This is a genomic window from Acinetobacter calcoaceticus ANC 3811 (assembly GCF_000399665.1).
Lineage (GTDB): Bacteria > Pseudomonadota > Gammaproteobacteria > Pseudomonadales > Moraxellaceae > Acinetobacter > Acinetobacter calcoaceticus_B.
In genome coordinates this window covers 964,240-990,676 of sequence record NZ_KB976986.1, presented here as the reverse complement: position 1 = coordinate 990,676, position 26,437 = coordinate 964,240, and the positions used below count along the sequence as shown (strand labels likewise).

At 38.4% G+C, this 26,437-nt stretch carries 22 protein-coding genes; 8 read left to right on the top strand and 14 right to left on the bottom strand.

The window, feature by feature from the left end:
- The first annotated feature begins 53 nt into the window (after positions 1-53).
- Positions 54-842, top strand: coding sequence for an AraC family transcriptional regulator (locus tag F935_RS05935; RefSeq protein ID WP_016138077.1), 789 nt, complete (start codon positions 54-56; stop codon positions 840-842).
- Here the strand turns inward: F935_RS05935 and F935_RS05930 are convergent.
- Genes F935_RS05930 through F935_RS05915 form a run of 4 tightly spaced genes read right to left on the bottom strand, consistent with a single transcriptional unit; the run spans position 837 to position 4,118 of the window.
- Complete coding sequence (locus tag F935_RS05930) at positions 837-1,328, bottom strand: GNAT family N-acetyltransferase (protein WP_016138076.1); 492 nt, start codon at positions 1,326-1,328, stop codon at positions 837-839. The two genes, F935_RS05935 and F935_RS05930, sit on opposite strands and share 6 nt — an antisense overlap.
- On the bottom strand, positions 1,325-2,089 hold the full coding sequence (locus tag F935_RS05925) for an ABC transporter ATP-binding protein (protein ID WP_016138075.1): 765 nt from the start codon (positions 2,087-2,089) through the stop codon (positions 1,325-1,327). The genes F935_RS05930 and F935_RS05925 overlap by 4 nt, the downstream gene beginning before the upstream one ends.
- A complete protein-coding gene (locus tag F935_RS05920; protein WP_080645542.1) occupies positions 2,086-3,096 on the bottom strand; it encodes a FecCD family ABC transporter permease in 1,011 nt (336 codons plus the stop codon). Before F935_RS05920 ends, F935_RS05925 begins: the two co-directional genes overlap by 4 nt.
- A 2-nt stretch (positions 3,097-3,098) precedes the next feature.
- Entirely contained in the window at positions 3,099-4,118 is a 1,020-nt protein-coding gene (locus F935_RS05915; protein WP_016138073.1) for an ABC transporter substrate-binding protein, read from the bottom strand.
- Positions 4,119-4,769: 651 nt separating this feature from the next.
- Between F935_RS05915 and F935_RS05910 the strand changes: the two genes are divergently transcribed.
- From F935_RS05910 to F935_RS05900, 3 genes are all read left to right on the top strand, one after another.
- Positions 4,770-6,314, top strand: coding sequence for a tyrosinase family protein (locus tag F935_RS05910; protein ID WP_016138072.1), 1,545 nt, complete (start codon positions 4,770-4,772; stop codon positions 6,312-6,314).
- A 42-nt stretch (positions 6,315-6,356) separates the two neighbouring features.
- Entirely contained in the window at positions 6,357-8,321 is a 1,965-nt protein-coding gene (locus F935_RS05905) for a multicopper oxidase family protein (RefSeq protein ID WP_016138071.1), read from the top strand.
- Positions 8,322-8,676: 355 nt separating this feature from the next.
- Complete coding sequence (locus tag F935_RS05900; protein ID WP_016138070.1) at positions 8,677-10,020, top strand: PepSY-associated TM helix domain-containing protein; 1,344 nt, start codon at positions 8,677-8,679, stop codon at positions 10,018-10,020.
- Between the two features lie 55 nt (positions 10,021-10,075).
- On the opposite strand, the gene F935_RS05895 is transcribed toward F935_RS05900, so the two are convergent.
- The 4 genes from F935_RS05895 to F935_RS05880 form a co-directional block, all read right to left on the bottom strand.
- Positions 10,076-12,172, bottom strand: coding sequence for a TonB-dependent receptor (locus F935_RS05895; protein ID WP_016138069.1), 2,097 nt, complete (start codon positions 12,170-12,172; stop codon positions 10,076-10,078).
- A 52-nt stretch (positions 12,173-12,224) separates the two neighbouring features.
- Positions 12,225-12,641, bottom strand: a complete 417-nt coding sequence (locus tag F935_RS05890; RefSeq protein ID WP_016138068.1) for a DUF2946 domain-containing protein — start codon at positions 12,639-12,641, stop codon at positions 12,225-12,227.
- Positions 12,642-12,769: 128 nt separating this feature from the next.
- Positions 12,770-13,324 (bottom strand): TetR/AcrR family transcriptional regulator, encoded by a 555-nt coding sequence (locus F935_RS05885; RefSeq protein WP_016138067.1) that lies wholly within the window; start codon positions 13,322-13,324, stop codon positions 12,770-12,772.
- A gap of 678 nt (positions 13,325-14,002) precedes the next feature.
- Entirely contained in the window at positions 14,003-15,055 is a 1,053-nt protein-coding gene (locus F935_RS05880; protein ID WP_016138066.1) for an NAD(P)-dependent alcohol dehydrogenase, read from the bottom strand.
- 288 nt (positions 15,056-15,343) lie between these two features.
- Here F935_RS05880 and F935_RS05875 point away from each other — a divergent pair, with 288 nt between their 5' ends.
- Positions 15,344-16,231 (top strand): AraC family transcriptional regulator, encoded by an 888-nt coding sequence (locus F935_RS05875; RefSeq protein WP_016138065.1) that lies wholly within the window; start codon positions 15,344-15,346, stop codon positions 16,229-16,231.
- Between the two features lie 44 nt (positions 16,232-16,275).
- Here F935_RS05875 and F935_RS05870 read toward each other — a convergent pair whose 3' ends face one another.
- Together F935_RS05870 and F935_RS05865 are read right to left on the bottom strand one after the other, a co-directional pair.
- The gene (locus F935_RS05870) at positions 16,276-16,485 is read right to left on the bottom strand and encodes a cold-shock protein (protein ID WP_016138064.1); all 210 of its coding nucleotides are present in this window, start codon (positions 16,483-16,485) and stop codon (positions 16,276-16,278) included.
- A 321-nt stretch (positions 16,486-16,806) separates the two neighbouring features.
- Positions 16,807-17,430, bottom strand: a complete 624-nt coding sequence (locus F935_RS05865; protein ID WP_016138063.1) for a TetR/AcrR family transcriptional regulator — start codon at positions 17,428-17,430, stop codon at positions 16,807-16,809.
- Positions 17,431-17,596: 166 nt separating this feature from the next.
- Here F935_RS05865 and F935_RS05860 point away from each other — a divergent pair, with 166 nt between their 5' ends.
- Together F935_RS05860 and F935_RS05855 are read left to right on the top strand one after the other, a co-directional pair.
- Positions 17,597-19,174, top strand: coding sequence for an MFS transporter (locus F935_RS05860; protein ID WP_016138062.1), 1,578 nt, complete (start codon positions 17,597-17,599; stop codon positions 19,172-19,174).
- Positions 19,171-20,256, top strand: coding sequence for an HlyD family secretion protein (locus tag F935_RS05855; RefSeq protein ID WP_016138061.1), 1,086 nt, complete (start codon positions 19,171-19,173; stop codon positions 20,254-20,256). Before F935_RS05860 ends, F935_RS05855 begins: the two co-directional genes overlap by 4 nt.
- An 85-nt stretch (positions 20,257-20,341) precedes the next feature.
- Here F935_RS05855 and F935_RS05850 read toward each other — a convergent pair whose 3' ends face one another.
- From F935_RS05850 to F935_RS05840, 3 genes are all read right to left on the bottom strand, one after another.
- On the bottom strand, positions 20,342-21,733 hold the full coding sequence (locus F935_RS05850; RefSeq protein ID WP_016138060.1) for an amino acid permease: 1,392 nt from the start codon (positions 21,731-21,733) through the stop codon (positions 20,342-20,344).
- A 108-nt stretch (positions 21,734-21,841) separates the two neighbouring features.
- On the bottom strand, positions 21,842-23,395 hold the full coding sequence (locus F935_RS05845; protein ID WP_016138059.1) for a CoA-acylating methylmalonate-semialdehyde dehydrogenase: 1,554 nt from the start codon (positions 23,393-23,395) through the stop codon (positions 21,842-21,844).
- A 54-nt stretch (positions 23,396-23,449) separates the two neighbouring features.
- Positions 23,450-24,826: an omega-aminotransferase AptA gene (locus F935_RS05840; RefSeq protein WP_016138058.1), complete on the bottom strand. Its 1,377-nt coding sequence runs from the start codon at positions 24,824-24,826 to the stop codon at positions 23,450-23,452.
- 101 nt (positions 24,827-24,927) lie between these two features.
- Between F935_RS05840 and F935_RS05835 the strand changes: the two genes are divergently transcribed.
- Positions 24,928-25,845, top strand: coding sequence for a LysR family transcriptional regulator (locus tag F935_RS05835; RefSeq protein WP_016138057.1), 918 nt, complete (start codon positions 24,928-24,930; stop codon positions 25,843-25,845).
- A 47-nt stretch (positions 25,846-25,892) separates the two neighbouring features.
- On the opposite strand, the gene F935_RS05830 is transcribed toward F935_RS05835, so the two are convergent.
- Positions 25,893-26,437: type I secretion C-terminal target domain-containing protein (locus F935_RS05830; protein ID WP_016138056.1), on the bottom strand; the 545-nt coding region annotated here is incomplete at its 5' end.

Here is a 26,437-nt window from a genome sequence, read left to right as displayed (position 1 = left end):
ATGGCAAACTAACGTAGAAAAGCCATCTTTTTATTTGTTTAAGCCAAAAAAATATGCGTAATATTCCAATTAACGATGTAGACCATCTACCGCAAGCGGTTCTAGCGTTAGGATCAGATTATCCTGCTGATACTTTGTTAGATACGCATAGCCATCGCCGTGCTCAGTTCTTATATGCACCCGAAGGTCTCATGAAAGTTGAAACTGAAGATGGACAATGGCTCGTGTTACCGTACAGCGGTGTATGGATACCCGCAGACAAACCACATCAGGTATGGCTATCTAAAGTCAGTACTTATAGTTTGTATATAGAAGCGGACCATACACCAAGACAGGCAACATATTGCGAGGTTATCCAAGTCTCACCTTTGCTACATCAACTGCTCATTCAGGCAAATCAGCTACCTGTTGACTATCAACGTTCAGACCGTGACGGCGCTCTTATCGATTTATTGTTATATGAATTAGAAGCTGCACCAGCCCTGCCTCTATTTATTCCATTGCCTCACAACACATTACTATCTCAACAATGCGCTGAGTTTATGCAGCATCCTGATATTCATAGCAGCCCTAAAGCTTGGGCACATGACCACAATAAAAGTGAGCGAACTTTTCATCGCTGGTTTAAGTCAGAAACAGGCATGTCCTTTCAGGCTTGGCGTAACCGGGTCTGCATCATCTATGCTTTAAATGCCTTAAAAGAAAATACCTCAATTACGGAAATTGCTTTTAGTTTGGGCTATGAACACTCGGCAGCTTTTAGCGCAATGTTCAGTAAAATTATGGGTTATCCGCCTACCCATTTTCAAAAAAGATTTCATACGCATGATAAAGCGCTATAAAGATTTACTCATGTGAATAGTGTCATAGGTATCAATCCACTCTCTTTGAATAACATCAAAGCCTTGAAGCCACCAAAACTCTTCAGCCGCAGGTAAAAATGGATGGGTATGCAAATACAAAGTGGTAATTTCATTCTTTTGTGCATGGCTAAACAACATTTTACATAGCATGGTTGCGATGCCATTACGGCGGTATTCAGGCAATACAAATAATTTAACGACCTCAACCGTATTAAGCGGTAAATTTAAATCAAAACGATGGTCATACGCCCGATATGCAATGGTGCCAATAATGCGGTTTTGGTCTTTTACTGTAATGAAACAGCCCAATGGGTCATGGACATAATATTGCTCAAAATTTTGTAAATCTTTGGGGACTTGCCCATGATAAATTTCTGGGAATAAGAGCTGTCTTGTATAAAGTGCAAACTCTACCGCAGGCCCATAATCAGTTTTACCCACTAGCTGATAATTCAACATATTCATAGCCAAGAATGATCAGGTATCACAATCGTTTTGTCTTGAATCATGGCTTCATGGAACTCAACATCGTAGACACTTTTTAAAAACTTCGGATCGGTTATTCGTGTTTTTGAATCAGGCTTAACCACCTCATGTTGGCGCATGAAAAACAGCTGATCGGCAAATAAAAAGGCCAAATTGGGATCATGCATAATCGCAATTACCGTAAAATTTTGCCGCGACAACTGACGCAACTTTTTCATTAAATAAGACTGGTAATAAACATCGAGATGGTTGGTTGGCTCATCAAGCAAAATGACTTTCGGTGCTTGTACTAAAATGCGGGCAATCATAACCAATTGCCTTTCACCTCCCGATAGCTCGGTATACGGACGTTCACGCAAATGCTCGATGTCTAAATCAAGCAAAGCTTGGTCTACACGTTCCCAGTCTGATTTTGAAGGTCTATATCTGCTAAAAGCGGCACGTCCTGTAATCACCACATCTTTAACTAAAAATGGAAATACGGTTTTATGAAACTGCGGTAAAAAGCCGAGTAAGGCTGCCCGATCTTTTCCTTTAAAATCCGATAGTGGTTTTCCTGAGTAACGAATCAAGCCATCTTTTACAGGTTCGAGGCCCGCCATCAATTTAAAAAGTGTCGATTTCCCACAGCCATTACGCCCTAAAATCACTGAAAACTGATTTTCAGGAAATTCCAGATGAATATTTTTAAGTACTTGTTTGTGCCCATAGGCATAATTTAACTGATCAATTTGAATCATGCCCAATGAGTCCTCTGTGTTTTCATTAATAATAAGAAAAATGGCGCGCCAAGTAGCATGGTAAAAATACCAATCGGTATTTCAAAGGTTAGTAAAACCCGAGAAAAGTTATCAATCATCAGTAGAAAACTGCCGCCCAACACCATATTGGCAGGAATACTGTAGCGGTGATCTGGCCCAACCAACATTCTCACAATATGCGGCATAAACAGCCCATATAAACTAATAATGCCCGCCGCTGCCACAGAAGTTGATGTACATACAGTCACCAGAACAATTAAAAGAAGCTGTTCCCAGCGTGGGTTAACACCAACCGCCTGCGCTTCTTCGGCACCAAGGGCCATTAAGTTTAAGCGCCAACGCATCGCAAATAATCCAGCAAGACCAATACAAATCGGTAGCAAAGCATATTGAACTTTTTGCCAAGACGCCTGATGTAAGTTACCCATCGTCCATTGCACAATAGCTTGCAGTTTAAATGGATCACTTAGGTATTGAATAACAGTAAGTCCTGCCAAAAACAGGCCCGAAACAATCATGCCCGATAAAATTACCATCACTAAAGACACCTGACTTTCATGTTTTTGATGCGCGAATAAATACGTTAAGCCAACAGCGCACACACCAAAAATAAAGGCTGATAGATTTGGCGAAAGCCAACTTAAAGAAAGTGCCAAAGCTGCACCGAACGCCGCACCAGATGAAATACCGAGCACATATGAGTCAACTAAAGGATTACGAAACAATGCCTGTAAACCATTTCCCGCAGTTGCTAACGCAGCTCCCACCATAAAAGTCAGTAAAATTCTGGGTAATCTGACATTGACCAAAATGTTTTGCATCAGTCCAAATTGCTCAGCATCAAAATATGGCGTACCAAACACCGCTTGCACACTCCACCGCAAATAGTCCCATGCACTCAATGTCTGCGTTGGCCCTATGAGCAACGAGATAAAAATCATGACGACAGGTAACGGATAAAACCAATAATATTTCAGCTTTTCCATATTCATTGCACCAACGCTTTGGCAAGTTGCTCACCATACAACTTGGTTAAAATACGCTGTTGTAAAGCACTTACAGGTAAATCAGACTGTTCAGGATAAATGCTGTGGTTCAAATAAATCGCCGTAATAATGATTTTGATGGTATGTGGGTTATATATAAATGCAGGGCTCAAATTAAAAACCTTTCGATTTTGTACGGCACTTAAGCCTTGTAATTCTTTTCGTTCATAAATCAGTTTTGGGTTTGTATTCCAAAGCACAATATTGTCAGGATTCCATTCAATTAAAGTCTCGGGGTTTACATTAGGTTGATTGGCATTGGTCTGAACAATGTTATAAGCACCAGCGAGTTCAATAAAGTCATTGGTAATCGACTGACGTCCAGAGGTAGAAAAAATACGTCCTCCTGACCACGCATAATAAATCGATTGCTTATTTGGCTGACGTGCAGTTTTGGCTGCGACCTCCGCCACAATTTCATCAGAGAAATTTAAAATTTCTTGAGCTCGCTTTGAGGCACCACTCAGAATAGCAATTTCAGATAACTCTTCTTTTACTTGCTGGTAAGTACCGGACTCCATCACATATACAGCAATGCCAAACTGCCGCAACAGGTCAATCGTTTGAGTCTGCCCGCTCCCTACAATCACCAGATCAGGTTTTAACAATACGAGACTTTCAATATTGGTTGCATTTGCCCCTTGTGAAGGTGTCGCAAGCTGTTTATTGGCAATACGTTGATCTATTTTTGAGTAGGCATTAAATAATAAAGGCTGGATGTATACTTCGGCTGGTATACCAATCACTTTGTGACCTTGCCCTAGCATATATAAGCCATCTAAACCCGATTCAAATAGAGAAACTATTCTTTGCGCTGGTTTGACTACACAGACTTTTGTATTTGTACTATCAAAAACACATATCGAATGGGCTACCAAGTTTTTTTTAGTTTTTCTACTTTGTTCAGATGAAGAACATCCACATAGAATGAGTAAAGTGAGTATTGAAACCAATGACTTCATTACAGCATCCAACGCACAAATACAGTGCAAAATAAAAAGACGTGTCTATTTGGTGCATTTTTCATATGAAAAAGACACCATAAGAGAGCAAGACGGTTTGAATCATCATTTATAAGTTAGTAAATCAAATGTTGTACTAGAGATAAGAGTAATTAAGCAATAAAAATGCCAAAATTACAAAATAAACTTAATAATCATGCAATTGTAATTTGTATTTTAAAAGTCAAAATATAGATAGCCCTATACAAAACCTTTAGAGCATGCATGCTAACCATTCAAATAAAATAATTTTTTTAATATTTAACTTGAATCAAAAAGCTTCATATCTAACATTTCATTTAACAATGAGACTTTAAACCCATAAATTTAAAAAAACAAAACACATTAAGCAAAAATATAATTATTTTTATTTTAAAAATATTTTAATTATTAATAAAAACACATTAAAAACAACATACCAAATAATTAAGTTTTTCTAAAAAATTACAGGATTTAAAATTAAATTTTTTCATTATTAATATTAAATATAAACCTTTAATAAAAACTTCTTTATATGCTAGATTAGATTAAGAATTACCCAAACCAAGGGTAAATTCATACATTACAAATAATCAAATATAAGAATATTAAACATGACAAGGATTTAAAATCATGAAGAGAAATTATTATATTTTAGGAAGTCTATTGTTTGGTATGAGCTTAACGACTCATGCTGACTCACTACGAATAAGTGCCACGGAGTTTGCAAAAGATCCAGCCAAAGTAAGCGCCTTACAAAAGGGTTTGGAGAAAATGCGAGCAAATAATAACGCTCCCCCTTTATCACCGGAGTTTCGTACAAGCTTTAATTACTGGGCCAATACACATGGCTATTTTGGTACAGGTACACACGCAACCAATAAAGACACATATCTTAAAGGTCGTATGTCAGGTTGTTTAGAAGAAAATAGTCAGGCCTTATGTGATAGTTACTATAAACACATTCAAAATTCCACAGTTCCAAACGATGGTTTTACAGATGACGTTTGGGGTACATGCCAACATGGCAATCTAAATTTCTTACCTTGGCACCGTATGATGCTTTATTTTTATGAGCAAACAGTACGTAAATATGTTGGGCAGGATTACTCTCTTCCTTATTGGGACTACTACCAAGAAAAAGCTGCTAATGGTAAAGGCTTAGCACTCCCTCAATTGGTTCGTGGTAAACAGGCTGGTACTTTATATGATCAGTTCCGTACACCGGGTTTAAATGCAAATATCAGTGCCATAGATCCAGATAATGCCAGCGCTGCTCAAGCATTTAAATGGGATAACTTCACGAACTTCTCTAACCAATTACAGTCTCAACCCCATGGTGTCATGCACTGTGCAGTTGGTAAAAACTGTGTACTACCAGATATGGGATTTGTACCTATTGCAGGCTTAGACCCCGTATTTTATATGCACCACGCAAATATCGACCGTTTGTGGCAATGCTGGTTAAATAAAAAAGCAAATGGGCAACCCATTACGCTTGAATGGGCCAAGAAAAATTTAGGTATGCCAGATAGTTGGTATGACACCCGATATACTTTTGCAGATGAAAACGGCAACAAAGTCACCATGACCATTGCTGATGTATTCACCCCCGGTAAAATCCCAGTGCGATATACCAATGAAAATGCTTGTAAAGTTGAAGCTACTGTCATGAGCAGTAAAGGTGCTGAAAAAGTAAATCTATTTAAAATGAATCATAAACCAGTCAGCAGTAATAAAAGCATTAAGCTTATGGGTGTAACTCAAAAAGTAGCTTTAGCCCCTCAAACTGCAAGTTTCCTAGAGAACTCAAGTCAACTTACTCAAACAAAGCTCTCATCAGGACAAACCTATTTAATATTAGATAATGTTCAAATGATTGGTAATCCAAATCTAACCTATAAGATTTATCTATCTCCAAAAAATAAACCTGACCAAAAAATTTATGTTGCCACAATTAACTACTTCGGTGTGTTAGATCATGACCACGGCGGACACCCCGGTCATATTGGTCAATTGGTCTATCAAGTCAGTGATCAAGTTAAGCAATTAGGCATGGCTGCTGAAGACTTAGAAGTTCAGTTTGTTGCAACTGATTTAACGCTTGATCAAGTGAAGGAAAAAGTAAGCTCTCAAGGCTTAAGTATTTCTCAGGTTCGCTTAGAAACTTCAAAATAATAATTAAGGGAGAGGCCTGATTTTTTCAGGCCTATATTCATTATGAAAATAGCTCATTTAATATTATGCACGCCTCTAACTTTAGTGAGTTGGTGTGTATCAGCAAATGATTCTTCTGAACGTATATTAGAAGACCCTCCCGATATGACTGTGGCTCGTAATCATGTCGCATTACTTGCTGCACCGAACCCAACAGTGTCATCAACAAATGCGCCGCAAATGCAATCCTCAAATGAAGCATTATTTACATGGGAGGTTAAAAAAACGAGGAACAAACTATGGAACCCAGCGACAAATCGTTATGACGAAGTTGTTTTACGTAGTTATCAAGGCACAAATACGCAGCCCAATACGCCTTATATTGCTCCGACGATTGAAGTATTTCCGGGAGAAACTGTACGAGCAAACTTAGATAATCAACTTGATATAGACCCGATTACTCACAAAAAACTTCCTAAAGACCCAAGTTGTACTGGCGATCATTTTGATGTGAATAAACCCCATTGTTTTGATGGCACTAATATGCACACTCACGGTTTATGGATTAATCCAGCAGGAAATAGTGATAACGTTTTAATTTCGATTAATCCGGGTGTTAATTTCCAATATGAATACAACATTCCACCCGATCATCCAGCAGGAACATTTTGGTATCACCCGCATCGACATGGTTCAACTGCTATTCAAGTTGCAAGTGGTATGGCCGGTGCTTTAATTATTCGTGGATATCGTCAACCTACCCCAAATAAGACAGGTGATTTAGATTTACTCACTTATGGTTTTAAAGAAAGAACGTTAGTTTTTCAGCAAATCCAATATGCTTGTTATGATGCTAACGGAAATATTGAAACCGATAATAATGGCAACTATATTTGCCAAAACAATCAAATTGGTGAAATTAGAGATTATCAGGGGTTTGGTCCTGGTGATTGGGGGAAATCAGGCCGATATACGAGTATTAATGGTGAAATACAACCTTTCATTACCCAAGCGGTTGCAGGACAAGTTGAGCGTTGGCGAATGGTACATGCAGGTGTCCGCGACAGTATCAACTTAAGCGTTCGTCAAATGCAAAATATTCCTTCCAAACTCGATTTAACCCCAATGGGTGAAAAGAAATTATTAAGTGAGAGCTGTACAGGACCAATTGTAAGTCAGCATCTTATTGCAGCCGATGGCCTAACCTTTAAACAGGTTATGGATAAAACAGTTACGGTTTTTCAACCGGGTTACCGTTATGATGCATTAATGCAATTCCCGCAAGAAGGCCGTTATTGTCTAATTGATGAAGCGGCGTCAGCTTCGGCTAACGTAGACCGTACATTTTCACAAAGACGCTTGCTGGGTATCATTCAAGTTAATAAAGCCACTTCAACACCTCAGTCTTTAACAACGGCATTAAGCAATAATGCAGCACGCAATATTGCCCCAGATATGCGTCCTGCTGTACTTCAAGATTTACAACAAAATCTGAAACTCAGTCATTTTATTCCTCATCAGGACTTACCCGCTACACCGTACAAACAATTTTTAGAATTTAATATTGATACTAAGGCTAATCCAACTCAGTTTCAGGTGAATGGAAAACCATATAAACCGGACCGAATTGACCGTACGCTCGAGTTAGGTAAAACCGATGAATGGATACTTACTTCTAAATTAGCTAGCCACCCTTTTCATATTCATGTAAACCCATTTCAAGTCGTGGCAGTGTATGACCCTAACGGTAAAGATGTCAGTGATATAAACGCCGTGGATGACTATGACAAAACAGCTGCCCCTGACCCACAATATCGCGGTCTAAAAGGGACATGGAAAGATACAATTTGGGTTAAAAACGTACAAGGGGCCAGTTATAAAGTTATTGTTAGAACCAAGTATGAACGCTACATCGGTGACTTTGTATTGCACTGCCATATTTTAGATCATGAAGATCAAGGCATGATGCAAAATATTCGAATAAGTCTTTCAGATGGAAATGGTGGTATTTCCCAAGGCCATCATTAATTTGGGACTGTCATAAAATTTTATTCTAATAAAACCGCTTATCCTAAAATAAGCGGTTTTTTAAATATTAATTCTGATATTTGGATACCATCCATTCTTTTAGAGAAACACACTATATGAATCAAGATTATTTTAAATAATAAGTTATGCAATTATTAAATATGCTATGTAAATAAGATCTTAAGGAGCATATAAAAAATATATAATTTACCAAGTAATAAAAACTATCTAATTATCAAACCAAACAATATGCCTAAGAGCTACTCAAATAATTTAATACTGGTTACAGCTCAATCAACATCAAGATAAATAAGTCGTTATAATCCGCCCAACACCTGATAGACATTCTCTTCTGATGCTGACCCATTCATCCTTCTGGCGTAGTCTTTTCCGTTTAATTCATATTTATGCTGGTATTTTTATTGCACCCTTGATATTGGTTGCTGCAATCACTGGCTTACTCTATGCAATTACGCCTCAACTTGAAAAGGCGATTTATAAAGATGTTCTATACGTTAAACCACTGAATCAAGCGCCGCATAAGCTCAGTCAACAAATTGAAGTCGCAAAACAAGTGATGCCGAAGTCTGCTCAGGTCATTGAAGTTAGACCAGCCCCAAGCGCTGACCAGACAACACGTGTAATTTTTTCAGATCCTCTACATCATTTTACCAGCGAAGCCGTTTTTATTGATCCTTTTACGCTTCAGGCCAAAGGTCATCTCGCTGTCTATGGTACCAGTGGGGTTCTGCCGTTTCGGACTACACTCGACCAGCTACATAGCAATTTATTACTAGGAAAATGGGGCCGTTTTTATAGTGAACTGGCAGCAAGCTGGTTAGCCATTTTGACTTTAACTGGACTGTATAATTGGTGGAAACGCCGTCAAAATCTTAAAATAAGGCAAACACCAAAAAATAGATTATTGAAATGGCATAGCAAGTTGGGTTTAGCGTTATTCCCTCTCTTATTAATAATCGCTATTACTGGTCTTACATGGTCTGAGTGGGCCGGAGATAATATTCGGGTTGCTCGTCAATGGCTCAGCTGGCAAACTCCAACATTGGCAACTTCCCTTCAAGAAGATAATTTACCTACAGTGATGCACCATGAACATCACGACATGCCACACAGTGAAAACCTTAATTTAAATATTTTTCCAAGTGAATTTGATAGCGTTCTTTCAATAGCCAGATCACACGGTATTGATGCGGCACAAATACAAATCAAACCACCCACCAGCGGAAATCAAGCTTGGGAAGTCGCCGAAATTCAGCGTAAATGGCCAACTCAAGCAGACAGTATCGCAATTGATATGGAACACCACAAAGTCATCGATCAACTTGCGTTTAAAGATTACTCGCTGGTGGCAAAGCTCACTCGTTGGGGAGTAGATGCCCATATTGGGATTTTATTTGGCTGGATTAATCAATTAGTTCTCGCACTTTATGCGTTTGCTCTTTGTATGATGATTATTTATGCATATAAAGCTGCGTTTAAGAACTCGAATTTAAAACTCATGACAACTCACTTTGTTGGGCAAAGTTTATTAGTTTGGAGTCGTGCAACTGGCCCACAAAAAGTATCGTTAACATTGGTGAGCCTCGTGTTAGGGCTAAGCCTACCTGTTTTTGGTTTTAGTATTTTATTTACGCTATTTATCTTTGCTATGCGTAAATACATACCTTCTAAATCGTAAATCCATAAACCTTAAAAAAGGAGCTAGGCTCAAAATTTGCCTAACTCCTTTTTCATCAGAAGTTCCAAGTCAAAGATAAAGTTGCCTTCAACGGCTCTCCGGGTTGCACCCATTCATCTGTATAACTCGAAACGTAATAGTCCTTATCGAACACATTATCAATATTCAATTGTGCCCGTAAATCAGGACGAACTTGTACATAGCCCCCAACATTCACCACCGTAAATTCCGGTAAACTGGTTCCATTGTCTATGTAGTTAGCACTACGCTTGCCAAAATAGTTGATTATGCCGACCAAGCCAGCCGCTCTTCCTAATAACTCAAACTGGTAGTCCGCATTTAAGTTTGCCGTATGCTTCGGAATATTTTTCAGACGAGCACCTTTTGTATCAACTTCACTTTCAATCACCGATGCTTTTGTAAAAGTATAATTTGCTCCTACACGAAGATGATCATTGAATTGATGTTTTAATTCGACCTCTAGCCCATGACTCTGTACACGCCCACTATCGACATAGGTGTCTGTTATACCTTCGGTCAGTAGATGTTGTTTATCTAAATCAAAATAGGTGAGTCCAAACCAGCTTTTCGGTAGATATTCGTATTTTGCTCCAATTTCCCAACTTTGAGTTTTCTCTGGGTCGTAAAGTTGATTCTCTTTATTGAGTCCTGTATTTAACTCAAAAGATTTACCCCAATTGCTATACAAAGCAAGCTTTGTCGTTGGTTGATAATTCACTCCAACGCGTGGACTAAACGGGGTAAATTCCTGTTGAGCCGATAGGCCTGTCTTATAATCATCAATTTGTTGATCCAGACGATTAAAACGCCCACCTATTAATACATTCCATTGATTATTCAAGAAAATCTGGTCTTGTAAGTTCACTCCCAGCATATTTTGAGTTTCTTTCGTATTTTTTGTTGTTCTAGCCAGCGCTAAAATATTTTGACCATATACGGGATGATAAATATTAATCGGGCTTGATGTGCCCACTGCATTACGAAGCTGAATTTGATCGATTGTATAGTGTCCAGCTTCAACATTTGCAACGAGTTCGTGCTTTAGCAATCCTGTATTAAATTTGCCCCGAAGAATCGATTGGAGCTGAATTGTCTCTGTTTCAAATTGACGGTAGCGCCTAAAACGGTTTGCTGTTTGACCATCAGCAGCAATACTCGAAATTTCAGTGGAGGTTCCTGCTCGCTCCCCGTGACCATAACTTAAAGCTGTAGTGTTATTCCAGTTTTCATTAAATTGGTGATTCAATCGTAATTGATACATCTGGTCTTTGACCTTAATGTCACCATCCGATGGCTCACCTAAAAAGGTCTTTTTATTGACAACAAACTGCCCATTAACCATCGGAATACCACGGTCAAATACACCTTGATGTTCTGAAAATTCACTATCCAGATTGAGCTGTGTTTGATCCGAGATTTTCCATGCAAGCTGAGGAGCAATAAAGTAATGCTGACTATCGACATGGTCTCTAAAACTCTGGTTATTTTCATAAGCCAACCCAAGTCTATAAGCCACCGCATCGTTTAATGCACCTGTACTATCTAGAGAAGCGCGATATTCTTCTAATGTACTACCGGCTAAACTCACCTGATTTTTTTGCGTCCACTCGGGTTGTTTCGTTGTAATGTTCATAATGCCACCAATAGCACCCTGCCCATACATAGCCGCCATTGGCCCTTTTAAGAAATCAATTGCCTGAATATTTGCCATATCCCTTGGGGTGTGAATCCCACTTAAAGCGCTCAAACCATTACGCAAATAGCTTGTGCCCATATTAGGATCTGTACTAAAACCACGAAACGAGTAGTTATCCCAAAAACCTCCACCGTAGCTGTCCTGATAAACCACACCATTCACCAGCGACAATGCATCACTCACACGCTGAATATTATTATTTTGGATATCTTGAGCTGACACATGTGACTTGGTAAATGGAACAGTCAATAAGCCATGTTCGAATTGAGTTAAAGCTGTTGAAGAATTAGAAGTCTCGGTAGCATCTTCCGCTTTGATCGTAATTTTTTCTAACTCCGCAACCTGTTGATCAGTTTGGCTTTGTGCCATTGCAGACATAGAAAATTGAGCAAACAAGATACTCCACGCCAGTGGATTAAGTAAAAATTTAGACATGACAAACTCTGTTTAGTAATGAAATAGGAACAGATACGGACCTAGTAACAAATTAAGCAAAACAAAGTTGTTGAGGTGGGGCTCGTCCTTGCGGTGAGAGGAATAAGCGCCGTAAATAAAATAATATATAGCTGATTGTTGCCAACATAATTAAGCGAACAATCACACCCACTTCAAATAAAGATAATTTGAAGCCATCAATTGTTGCAATATGGCTATATAGATAACAAAAATGACAACCTGTGTTTGAATCGTGCTGAGTGCTTTTTTCTAGAAGCTTTTTATTAGAATCGTTTTCAAGATGATGAGATGAATGTTGCTCAGAATTCATTTTTGAATGATTCATCACTTCTACAATTTGTGCACATACCGCTTGCTGATGCATTTCATTGGGTAATAGGCTTTGCCAGAACACAAGGTTCTGTAGCAATATTGCTAGCAAGCCGATTATGGTCCCAAACCGATACATGAAAAATCATTCTCATCAATGTCGAGTGAAAAATAACATAATTCAGCTTAGAGAATTAGCGTTTTTTTATTTGAATCCTCACTAAAGCAAGAAAAAAGCAATATCACTACAGCAATATAATCAAAGAATTACATAGTCTGCACCAAAAAATAATTCAGCAATTTTTCTCTGTCATCCACACTATTTGAATCTAAAAGCTGAACCATTGCGCCATCAATCACAAATAAAAACATGTGCGCATCTTGTTTTGAAGCATTCGTGTTGGTTGTTAAAAGCAGTTTATAAATTTCATTGATCAACCAATTTCTATAATCAATTACGAGCTGATAAGCCTGTGGATGTGTTTTCGCAATTTCAAATATGGCTTTAAACGGTAAGTGGTAAAGCCCATCTAAGTCTGCATGTAGAAAGTAAATCTTACGAAGCTTTTCAGTTAAGCTTAAGTCTTTTTGGACATAGATAATTGAGATGACTTCTTGTTTAAGGCCATCTCTCTGAAAAGTTAGACTCATTTTAATAAGACGTTCTTTTGAGTGAAAATAGTTATAAAAAGTCGCTTTTGGGATTTTTGCCGAGTCAATAATTCGGTCTACACCGACATTATGAAAGCCAAAGTTATTAAAAAGATAGCGTGAGGTATGTAATACACTTAAAGCACGTATTGGAAGATCTGAATATGGCATAGTTTTACCGTTATAAAAAAATTATTGTTGTATATAAATGAGATATAAAAACTGCTGCCTTTTTAGGGAGAAACAAAAGGCATAGCAAAGCCATAAAGACTGTGCCCAGCACATCTCAAGTTTTATTGTTGATTAAGTTTTAGTCGTGACGATTTAAAGCCTGAAAAGCCTATAGGCCATCAAGCTGCGTTAAATGTTTTAAGCTGTGTTGTTATAGCTTTTGGCAACGGTTGCCAAGAAATAATGGATATGCAAAGCCAACTCCTTATATATGGAGTTCTGCCAAGACATTAGAATTATGGTGGCAGAACGAGCAAGGGTTCGCAGACTGATAGTAAAGAATCAGCACACCCGAAGGTGTCCCTCACTCGTCCTACCGCAACAAGCGAGGGACGATCGATATACACAAGAATACTCCTCAGAAGGAATAATCTGATGCACTTTACTAGACGGTCTGCGACGACCGACTGGCAATGTAGGCCAGCCCGCAAATGGTAATCTTGAATATTTAAGGTGTCAATGTGATATTGGCTAGAAAATATTTAAATAATTATTGTTTTTCATTTAATTACATAATTAAGAAAATTCTTAAATATCAGCTTAATAATATTGTCTTGTTTAGAGAGTTTTTGAGCTGTGCACCCTAATGACAGAATGCACAGCAAAGTTCAAACAAGATTACTGATCAGATAAAGTTTTCATATCAATCACAAAACGATATTTCACATCACTCTTTAACATACGCTCAAAAGCTTCATTGATATTTTTCATATCAATCATCTCTACTTCAGAAACGATGTTATGTTCACCACAGAAATCAAGTAACTCTTGTGTTTCTTTAATTCCACCAATCACCGAACCAGCAATTGATTTTCTCCCCAAAATCATCGGCACTGAATTTGCGCTAATTTCACCTAAATATCCAACCAGCACAATTGTTCCATTTAAAGCTAGTGTTGGAATATAAGGCTTCAAGTCATGGTTATAAGGCACAGTATCAATAATTAAATCAAATTGATTTGTGACTGACTGCATTTGAGCTTCATTGGTTGATAACACAACATGATGCGCTCCGAGTTGTTTTGCATCCTGTTCTTTGTTTGCTGAACGGGTAAATAATGTCACTTCAGCGCCTAGAGCATTGGCAAGTTTAATCGCCATGTGTCCCAGACCACCTAAACCGACAACCGCGACTTTACTGCCCTTTCCAATATTCCAATGGCGAAGCGGCGACCAAGTGGTAATGCCAGCACAAAGTAACGGCGGTACAGCTTGAGCATCCAGATTTTCAGGCACTTTTAATACGAAATCTTGGCTACAAGTAATTGTTTCAGAATATCCACCATACGTTGGTCGTTGATCATGACGATCTACGCCACCATAAGTCTGGATGTTGCCTTCTTCACAATATTGCTCTAGTCCTGAATGACAAGCCGAACAAGTACGGCATGAATCGACCATACAGCCAATACCTACTAAATCACCGACCTTATATTTTGTGACTTTAGGACCGATTGAGGTGACACGCCCGACAATTTCATGGCCCGGAACTAATGGATAAGTACTAAATCCCCAATCGTTTTTAGCTTGATGTAAATCTGAATGGCAAACACCACAATATTCGATTTGAATGACAACATCATCTTCACGTGGGGTTCTACGTTCAAACTTAAACGGAACTAAAGGAGTTTCTGATGACAGCGCGGCATAACCTAAAACTTCAATTGTCATATTTTTTCTCTCATGTTTAATGTTTAAAGAAAGACGACTTCTTGGCTGGACATTCATTGATGGCGATTAGTTTTGAAAGCACATGAATACGTTTTTGAAAACGATGACCCAGCAGACTTTAAGCAATCGACTTTTTGCCATGTTCATCAGTATAAAAATGAAAGTTGTAAGCTGTTGTTCTATTCCTCTCACAGATTTGCCCAATCCTCCGAATTGTTGCACTTCTCTCTATTTTTCTGATTTGAAATGCCTACAATAAAAACACAAACGGTAATCGGTTGAATCTGAATGGCGAATAGGTCTCTAAACCATAATCAAGAATTAGCTCAACTTGTCGATCAATGGACACGTGAGAAAGGTACATTCGAAACATCTATTATGGGGCTGACTTTATATCGTGCAGAAACATTGACCCAACCAAGTAGCAGCATGATGGATGCCAGTCTATGTATGATTGCTCAAGGAAAAAAACAGGTGATTCTTAGTGAAGAAACCTACACCTATGACTCTAACCATTTCCTTTTTACGGCAATTGACCTGCCTGTCATTGCTCAAGTACTTGAAGCTTCAGTTGAACGACCTTATCTTTCAATAGTGCTACGACTAGACCCGTATGTACTTGCCCAAATCATGCTTGAAGCCCATATTCCTTTTAAAGACGTAAATACTGAAAAAAAAGGAATGGCTGTTGGAGTGGTTAATTCAGAACTGAATGATGCTTTTATACGGTTAATAAAACTACTAGATACGCCACAAGACATTCCCATCTTATCTCCTCTTATTATTAAGGAAATTTTTTATCGTTTATTGATGAGTCCACAAGGCGATCGACTTAAACGCATTGTAGCGGCAGGAACTACAGGACATCGAATTGTAAAAGCGATTGAATGGCTGAAAACAAATTTTGCAAAATCCTTTAGTGTTGAAGAGCTGGCAAGCACAATGGGTATGAGTGCTTCTAGTTTTCATCAACATTTTAGGGATATAACCTCGATGAGTCCCTTACAGTATCAAAAGAGAATGAGGCTGACTGAAGCACGGCGTTTATTGATGACCGAAGAATGTGATATTTCAACCACCAGTATTCAGGTTGGTTACGAAAGTTTGTCGCAATTTTCCAGAGAATATAAGCGTTTTTTTGGAGCACCACCGTCAGTGGATATAAAAACTATATAAATAAAAAAGCCCTGAATATTCAGGGCTTTTTTATTTATCGCTTATTACTCAGGAATAATATTCACAGCACTTGGACCTTTTTGTCCTTGAGTGATATTAAAAGTTACTTTCTGACCTTCATGTAAAGTTTTGAAGCCAGAAGACGCGATTTCTTTGAAATGAGCAAATACATCTGGACCAGATTCTTGTTGAATAAAACCGAAACCTTTAGTTTCGTTAAACCACTTTACTGTACCAGCATTTGTATTAGACATAATATATCCTTGAATCTTAATCAATTGAGTCATTTAAAAATGACAAATATAACTTGAAAAAATGGTAACGAATTGAGCTTAATATCTGAAAAAACGAAGGATTATGACTAAAACTACGATACTTAAAGAAGATTTACTGCAAGTCTTTTTTCTAGTTAAGTTAAGCATACATGAAACCCACATTAATTCAAGATTTTCGTATGTAATATTTATTTTTTTATAATAAAGAGAGATACATCACCTACTTAGTAAAGATAAATATCTTTACTCCTCCATAACATTTCTCTTTTACTGTCTGCTCAAACTAAACAAGAGACCAATTCATACCCTATTTTTAATATCTATATTTTTCATAAACAAATCAACTACATACTCAACCCAAGAATTAATTTCACTATCAGGAATTGTATAATTAGGATGTGTCAGACATTTTAGATGAGCGTCACTTCGTAATAATGCCAAGAATATATTTGCTGCTATATCAGCCGAGGAATTTAACTCAATTTCTTTATTTTTTTGAGATTTTTCAAGATAACCCGCAATAATATTTGCAAGCTTTTGCGGGCCTACTTCAAAGAACTTTTCAGATAACTCGGGAAATCTAACTGCTTCTGCAATACAAACTCTAAAAAATGCCAATCCTGAATGCGACAATATAAAACACAGATAGGTTTTTCCTATTTCTGTTAAAGCTGACCGTAAGTTTTCAGCTTTTGTCTCGACTAAAATAATTTGTTCTTGCATGTTCCTGCACTGGCGCTCAATGACCGCAGCGAACATTACTTCTTTATTTTTATAACAGCCATACATGGTTGCTTTCGAAACACCCGCTTCCTTTTGAATCATGTCTGTTGTTGTGCCACTAAAACCATGAGTCAAAAAAAACTTGGTTGCTGCATCCAGAATTTTTTGATCTTTTTCATTGGCTTTAGTTGTAACAGACATAGTGACCTTATAAAAATTTTAGCGATTTCGTTCTAAGTGTAACTCATCGAAAAGTTCAAAATCGAGAATTGACCTAAATTTAATTAGAGAGTACAGTACCGATCGGTACAGTATGGTAAATATCTGCTCCTTGCAATGAATTGATGTTTAAGATTTAAGGTAAAAAATGAATACAAAGCCACTCATCGGTTTAGCAGGTGCAATATTTGCTGCAATGACTGTTGAATTTAACAACCGAATAACCAGCATTACCTTAGTCGACATTCGTGGTGCGATGGGAATTAGTGTTGACTCTGGTTATTGGGTCAACAGTATTTATGCGAGTGCCATGATTATTGGCATGATCCTGTCCACCAGTTGGGCAGTTATTTTTTCTATGCGTAGAGTTCTGCTTTTTGCCATAGGACTTTGCCTCTTTTCTAGCGTTTTAATTCCTTTTAGCCCCAACATCGAAATATTTTACTTATTACGTGCCCTACAAGGTCTTGCCAATGGTTTAACTATTCCTTTACTGATGGCCTGTGCGCTTAGATTTTTAGGGCCTGACATTCGGCTATGGGGTCTCGCCTGCTACGCATTAACTGCAACATTCTTTCCCAACTTAAGTGCTGCACTCTCTGCTTTTTATTTAGATGTAATTGGCTGGAAAATGATATTTTTCCAAACCATTCCTTTTTGTGCGCTAAGCGCTGCACTGGTGTATTTTGGTATTCCACAAGATCCTTTGAATTACTCAAGAATAAAAACTTACGATTGGATGGGTGCCATTTTAGCGACTATTAGCTTAGCCAGCCTGAGCACCATGTTGTTGCATGGCAATCATTTAGACTGGTTCCATTCTCAATTAATTTGTGTATTAGCCTTAATTAGCGCAATTACTTTACCTTGGTTTTTCATACATGAATGGCGTTATCCATCACCATTAATTAAACCGCAAATGCTCGAAATCCGGAATTTTGCTTATGCTGTTTTTGCTCTCTTTTGCTTTGTCATTATTGGTATGTCTACCAGCACATTACCACTGAATTACCTTAGTGCTGTGCATGGCTATAAACCCACTCAGACCATGTGGATTGGCTTACAAATTGCGGCATTGCAATTTATCTATATTCCTATTGTTGTGAAGCTTTTAAATCAAGCTTGGGTGGATAGCCGATATGTGCATGGGTTTGGTTTACTTCTGGTCATCGCGGGTTGCCTAGGTGCAAGCCAACTTGATACCACATGGAATCAAGATCAGTTTTATTTTTGGCATGCAATCTCATGTTTAGGACAAACTTGTGTCGTGCTCTCGCTCTTAATGATGGGAACTAACAGCGTTCACCCAACCATGGCAATTTATGCATCACCAATGATTAACACCCCGCGTGCTATTAGCGGTGTACTCGGTTTTTGTATTTTAGATTGGATCAATCGAGTACGCGGTGAATACCATTCAACACGGCTGATTGAAAATACCGCCCAACATGTTTTCCAAAATATTCAAGGCCCTGTTATTAACCCACTTACTCCCCCTGTGCTCACAGCAAATGGCGCAGATCGTGTTTCAGGTGGTTTATCTGCCCTAAATTCTGCGATCCAAGCCCAACAATCTGTTTTAGTTATTAGCGATCAATATCTGATTTTAGCTGGTCTTGCCGCTATTTTGTTCATTGTGATGTTGATTTTGCCAGTTCGAACTTATCCACCACGCATTGCTCTCATTAAGTTAATGAATAGTCATAACTCAGGAAAATCTTTATGAGTACTCTCGAATCCCAAGATACTACCCACACCGAACCACCTAAGTTAACAAAGGTGCAATATCTCAAAAAGCATTGGGTTATGGTTATTGCGTTCATTATTGTCTTAGCATCTATTTTGTGGGTTTTAAAACTTATATTTTTACCATCTTCGACTATTGAAACAGACGATGCACGTGTGGATGTAGAGTACTCAACCATTGCCCCTAAAGTATCTGGTAATATTGAAGAGATTTATATTAAAGATCATCAGACCGTAAAAAAAGGCCAACTTTTAGCAAGGATTGATGCACGTGATTATCAAGCTGCTTTGGCTGAGGCTGAATCGAATTATGCAAAAGCACAAGCTGACGTGAGTGAAGCAATGCTCGCAGTTGATAGACAGCCGACTGTTATTCGAGAAACTGAAGCACAGCTGAGAAAAGTAGAAGCTGGAATCAAGCTCACAAAAGATAATACGGCGCGTTATGAGCAACTACAGGCACTTGGGGCCGAGTCTAGATTAATTACACAGCAATCTAAGACTACTTTGACTGAACAATATGCTGACTTAGACAGTAGTAAAGAAAAAGTGATTGATGCACAGTATCAGCTCAACCAATACAAGATTCAGGTACAAGCTAAACAAGCTGCTCTTAAACAAGCACAAGCGGCACTTGATAAAGCAAAACTGAATTTGAGTTATACAGAAGTTCGTGCGCCTATTGATGGCATGATTGGTCAAAAGTCAGCTAACGTAGGTAACTTTGTGAGTGCGGGTAATCCACTCATGGTGGTTGTGCCTTTAGACCAAGTCTATGTAGAAGCAAACTTCCGTGAAATTGAGTTAAAACAAATAAAAATTGGACAACCTGTTAATGTCTATGTAGATGCTTATAACGTTGAACTAAAAGGCGTAGTAGACAGCTTCTCTCCCTCTACTGGCGCATTTTTCTCACCAATTTCTGCGACCAATGCGACTGGTAACTTTACCAAGATTGTTCAGCGTCTTCCTTTACGGATCAAGCTCATTGAAAATCAAAAAGATGTTAAATTATTACGTCCTGGTTTATCGGTTTTAGTATCAATAGATACGAATAAGTAGATAGTCTAGATTTCAAAATATGAGAGAAAAAGAGACCATCTACGGTCTCTTTTTTAATGATGGGGAATCTAATTTTATTAAATAATTAATCTAAGTTCATGGCAACCGATCTTGTTGCTTTACGCTTTCGCGTGACAAACAACCCGCAAACAACCACCAATAAAGTTACACCTAAAGATAAAGTGGTTTCATAACTATAGGTTGGTGATAAGAACATATAACCTAAAACAGTCATAATCACTAAAATTACAAACCAAGTTAACCATGGGAACATCCACATTTTAAAAGATATAGCTGCGCCCTCTTTTTCCCATTTATGTCTTAAACGCAATTGTGAAAATGCGATCACAAGGTAAACAAGTAGAGCAATTGAGCCTGTGGTAGAGAGCAAGAACCCAAAGACTTGGCCTGGAAACATATAGTTCACCGCACAGCAAATCACACCAACCAAAGTCGATAAAAATACGGCTGAAGTCGGCACACCTGCTCTATTAATTTTTGTCACAACACTCGGTGCTTCGTGGCGCGTACCTAAAGCAAATAACATTCGAGACGAGGTATAAACCGCAGCATTCATACAGCTTGCAACCGCAATAAAAACCACGGCGTCCATAATTAGTTTAGTTTCAGGTACATTTAAACTCATTAATACAAACTGAAAGGTGCCAAATTTTTGTAGGTCTGGCGAACGCCAATCGACCAAAGCAACTGCAAGAAAAATCGACACAACAAAGAATAAAATAATTCGATAAAGTACTAAATTCGTTGCACGTTTAATTTTTTCTTCTGGATTTTTAGATTCTGCCGCTGCAATAGAAAGAATTTCTATTCCAAAAAATGAAAATGCTGAGATTAAAATGGCTGATAAAACACCGCCCATTCCATGTGGCATAAAACCGCCATTTGAAAATAGGTTGCCAACACCACTGACATTTGTTGCTAAAGGCCACATTCCAAAGACAGCCATTGCTCCAATGATAATGAACACTACAATCGCAATAACTTTAATGAGTGCAAACCAAAACTCAAATTCACCAAAGCTTTTGGTACTAAAAAAGTTAGCTAGACTGAGTAAAATAATAAAGGCAAACGCATAAACGGCACTAGAAATTTGCGGGAACCAAGCATGTAAAATTTCAGCTCCAGCAATGGCTTCAATTGGAATCACCAGTACCCAAAACCACCAATATAACCATCCAATGGTAAACCCAGCCCAAGGGCCAATGGCTTTACGGGCATATGTAGAAAATGAACCTGTGTCAGGTTGCGCGACCGCCATTTCACCCAGCATGCGCATGACCAGAAAAACTAAAATACTTGTAATTATATAAGCGAGTACGGCAGCAGGCCCTGCTTTTGCAATTGCCGCAGAAGAGCCTACAAATAAACCTGCGCCAATAACACCACCAATACTAATCATGGTGACATGTCGATTAGAAAGTCCTTCACTTAATTTTATTGTTTTATCATTGTTCATATTCGATTCCTTCAAATTGACAAACTGATTTTAAAACCGTCTTAAAAATGTACTTCTCCAACTTGTACGAAACAAAAAAGGGAAAATCAGAGTTTTCCCTTTTATTGATTAATTTAATGTAGGCATCGCAAATTGTTTGGCTTCACGAAGCTGAGTTGAAGGCCAACGTTGGGTAATGGTTTTACGGCGTGTATAAAAACGTACACCATCTGGGCCATACGCATATAAATCACCGAACAATGAACGCTTCCAACCACCAAAGCTATGATATGCAACTGGTACAGGTAATGGCACATTGACCCCAACCATACCAACTTGAATATTGCTAGTAAAATAACGTGCAGCCTCACCATCACGAGTGTAAATACACGTTCCATTACCATATTCATGGTCGTTAATGAGTTGCATTGCATCTTGCATGGTTTGTACACGAATGACCTGTAAAACAGGACCAAATATTTCTTGCTGGTAACTTGTCATGTCTGGTGAAACTTGGTCAATTAAAGTCGGCCCAACAAAAAAACCGTTTTCATAACCTGCCGGTTTTGCATCACGACCATCTACAACAATTTTAGCACCTTGTTGCTCTGCACTTTGAATAAAAGCTTGTACTTTGTCTTTATGTGCTTGCGTAATGAGCGGTCCGAAGTCATTACGCTCATCTGCATAGTGCCCAAACTTCAACTGCTTCATTTCTTGTTTTAATTTTTCAATCACAACATCAGCAACTTCATCACCAATAGCAACTGCGACTGATAATGCCATACAACGTTCGCCAGATGAGCCAAATGCAGCACCTAATAAAGAAGTCACGACATTATCAATATCGGCATCAGGCATAATAATCGCATGATTTTTTGCTCCGCCTAAAGCTTGGCAGCGCTTACCACTCGCCGTTGCCGTACGGTATATGTACTCTGCAATAGGCGTTGAGCCGACAAAACTAACCGCTTGAATTTTAGGATGGTGTAGCAACGTATCAACCGCCTCTTTATCACCATTTACAACACTAAAAACACCATCAGGCAAGCCAGCTTGTTTTAAAAGCTCCGCTAAAAATAAAGCGGCAGAAGGCGCCTTTTCCGAAGGTTTTAAAATAAAACAGTTACCGCAAACTATTGCCATTGGGAACATCCACAACGGAACCATTGCTGGAAAGTTAAACGGCGTAATACCTGCAACCACACCTAGCGGCTGGAACTCACTCCACGAATCAATATCTGGACCTACATTTTTTGAATATTCACCTTTTAAAAACTCAGGCGCACCACATGCATATTCAACATTTTCAATCCCACGTTGTAATTCACCTTTAGCATCGTGGCAAATTTTTCCGTGTTCTTCTCCAATGAGTTGGCAAAGCTTGTCAGCATTTTCTTCAAGTAATTGCTTAAATTTAAACATCACACGCGCACGTTTAATCACTGGTGTATCACGCCATGCTGGAAAAGCCTGCTCTGCTATTTGAACCACTTGATTGACCAACTCGGCATCTGCAAGTGCAACTTTTTTTTCACTCTCGCCAGTCGCTGGGTTATAAACCGGTTGTTTCTTGGTGGTTTTAGTGACGAGTCCACCATCAATAAAATGCCCTAGCACTTTAACAGTTTGCTGACTTGAATCTGTGTCTGTGTTGCTATCAAAATTCTCTAAAGTGTTCATCTTTATTCCTTGTGTCTATTCATCTTTTCCAATTAAGTTCTAAGTCGATCAGTGTTATTTCACTTGATAAATTGCCTCACCCACGGCATTCATGAGTCGTTGCAGCTCTGCCTCTGTACTATTAAACATTGGACCAAACTGAAGCGTATCTCCGCCAAAACGGACGTAAAAACCTGCTTTCCAAAGTTGCATACCAATTTCAAAACCACGAATCGTCGCATCGCCATCACGCGGTGCCAATTGCACAGCACCAATCAGCCCGCAGTTGCGTATATCAATAATGTTTGGAGCGCCTTTTAATTCATGTAAAAGTTTTTCAAAGCTTGGAGCTAAATCAGCCGATTGATGAATTAAATTTTTCTTCTCTAAAACATCGAGCGTCGCTAACGCAGCCGCACAGGCAACAGGATGCGCCGAATAGGTATAGCCATGGGTAAATTCAACCGCATGTTCAGGTAAATCTTGCTGCATAAAGGCATCATAAATTTCATGGCTTGCCACCACGCCACCAAGGGGAATAGCACCATTTGTAATTTGTTTGGCAAAATTTAAAATATCTGGCGTGACATCAAAATATTCTGAAGCCGTCCATTTCCCCATTCGCCCAAAACCAGTAATGACTTCATCAAAAATAAGTAAGATATCGTGTTGATCGCAGATTTCTCTTAAGCGTTTTAAATAACCAGTCGGCGGCACAATACATCCTGCCGAGCCAGAAACAGGCTCTACAATAACGGCAGCAATATTCGAAGCATCATGTAGCTCAATTAACTTAAGCATTTCATTGGCAAGCTCTACGCCACCAGTTTCAGCACAGCCTTTAGTAAAACTTAAATCGGGCTGCAAGGTATGCGGTAAATGGTCTACATCCATAAGCTGACCAAACATTTTACGGTTACCACCGATACCACCAAGACTTGTCCCCGCAACGTTTACACCATGATAGCCACGTGCACGCCCAATCAACTTGGTTTTGCTTGGTTTGCCTTTAATTCGCCAATAGGCACGCACCATTTTAATTGCGGTGTCGGCAGACTCTGAACCTGAGTCGGTAAAGAACACATGCTGCAATTTTTCAGGCATATGTTGAATAATTCGTTCAGCCAATTGAAACGACAATGGATGACCAAACTGAAATGCTGGTGAGTAATCTAGCTTTGACAACTGAGTACTTACGGCTTGCTGAATTTCAGGAAGCGTATGTCCAGCACCACAAGTCCACAGACCTGATAATGAGTCGTAGACTTCACGGCCAGTGCTATCAATTAAATATGATCCTTTAGCACCCACAATCATGCGTGGATCTTTATGGAAATTACGATTTGCGGAAAATGGCATCCAATGCGCTTGATAATTTAAGCTCATCTGAGAATTTGATTGAACGGTTTCCGATGCTGCATCGTCATCAGTTAATTTGTCGATATCAAACATAATACTCTTCTTGTTTTGAGGCTATTTTTTGAGTGTACATAGCACTATAGTTTTGATAAATTCAAATTATCTTGAGTTTAGATTTAAAAAAACAAAACTAAATGAAACCTAAAAAATTAAATCAAGTCACTGATTTTGATATCAAATTACTTAAAATATTTAAAACGGTTTGTGACTGTCACAGCTTTACGTCTGCCGAAAGTATTCTTGGTATTAGCCGCTCTGCGATTAGTTTGCATATGAGCGATTTAGAGAATCGTTTAGGCATTCGGCTATGCCAACGTGGCCGCGCAGGGTTTGCATTAACTGATGAAGGTCGTGAAATTTTAGAATACATAGAAGTGCTCACCGCTTCTATCGAAGACTTCCGCTCTAAAGTCAATCAAATGCACAACCGTCTAAAGGGCGAATTTAATATAGGTATTATTAATAACCTCGTGACCATGCCAAGTGGCTACATTACCAATACGCTAGCACAACTCGCCGAAGAACATTCTGAAGTGATCATTAACATTAGCATGAGCACACTTTCAGATATTGAGTGTCGTGTGTTAGACAACCGTTTACATGCCGGAGCAATTCCCCTTGTTACTCCACTGTCTGGCCTAGACTATTTCGACTTATATAGCGAAAGTTCATTTTTATATTGCGGTAAAAACCATCCCTTGTTTGGCAAATGTAGCAAGATGGATTTAGATGAATTAAAAAAATGGCAAGCTGTACTTCCTAATTATGCAATCACACCTGAAGCGGCAAAGTTGCACCAGCTTTTAGACTGTAAAGCGACAGCAAGTGACCGTGAAGGAATTGCATTTCTAATTTTAACAGGAAAATTCTTAGGTTTTTTACCCGATCACTACGCAAAGAAATGGGTTGAAGATGGTTTTATGCAAGCTGTTTCAAAGGAGAAAATGCATTACAGCACGCCCATTTGCTTAATTACTCATAAAGGAAAAAACCACAATATTATTTTAAAAACTTTTATGGAAATGCTTGAGAAGCGGATCGTTGGGAGTTAAAAAAGAGACCATTAACTGGTCTCTTTTTAAGTCTCTTATTAAATAACTTAATGAATAAAGGTATTAGAAGCTATTAAGTTATCTAAGGTATCATGCTTACCAGTAAGCAAAATTAATTCTTGCGAATGATACGTAGATTGACTAGCCCCATCTCTATCAATTGAAATAATTAACCCCGCCTCAGTATCTTTTACAGAAATATAATCTTGAAGATTTCCATTTTCATTTATAAGCAGTTGAGACAAATCAATTTTATCATTCTCTGCAAGATTGAAATCTGTCCATTCACTCCTAGCATTTCCACCTAAATTATCAGTATTATCGAGAATATTAAAAACCACAGTATCGGCACCATCTCCTAGAATATAAGAATAAGTTTGATCTGCTGTAACTGTCTCAATTACATCATCGCTAGTTGTACCCAATACAGTTTTGGCAATATGTTGCTCAATTTGAGCTTTATCCCAAACCGTTCCATCATCAAATACAATGGAGGACAATTGTCCCTCACCAAAACGTATTGTTGATGCTGAATCATTGAATGATATTATGATTAGTGAATCCGATTGCTTAAGTAAAATATCACTAGAAA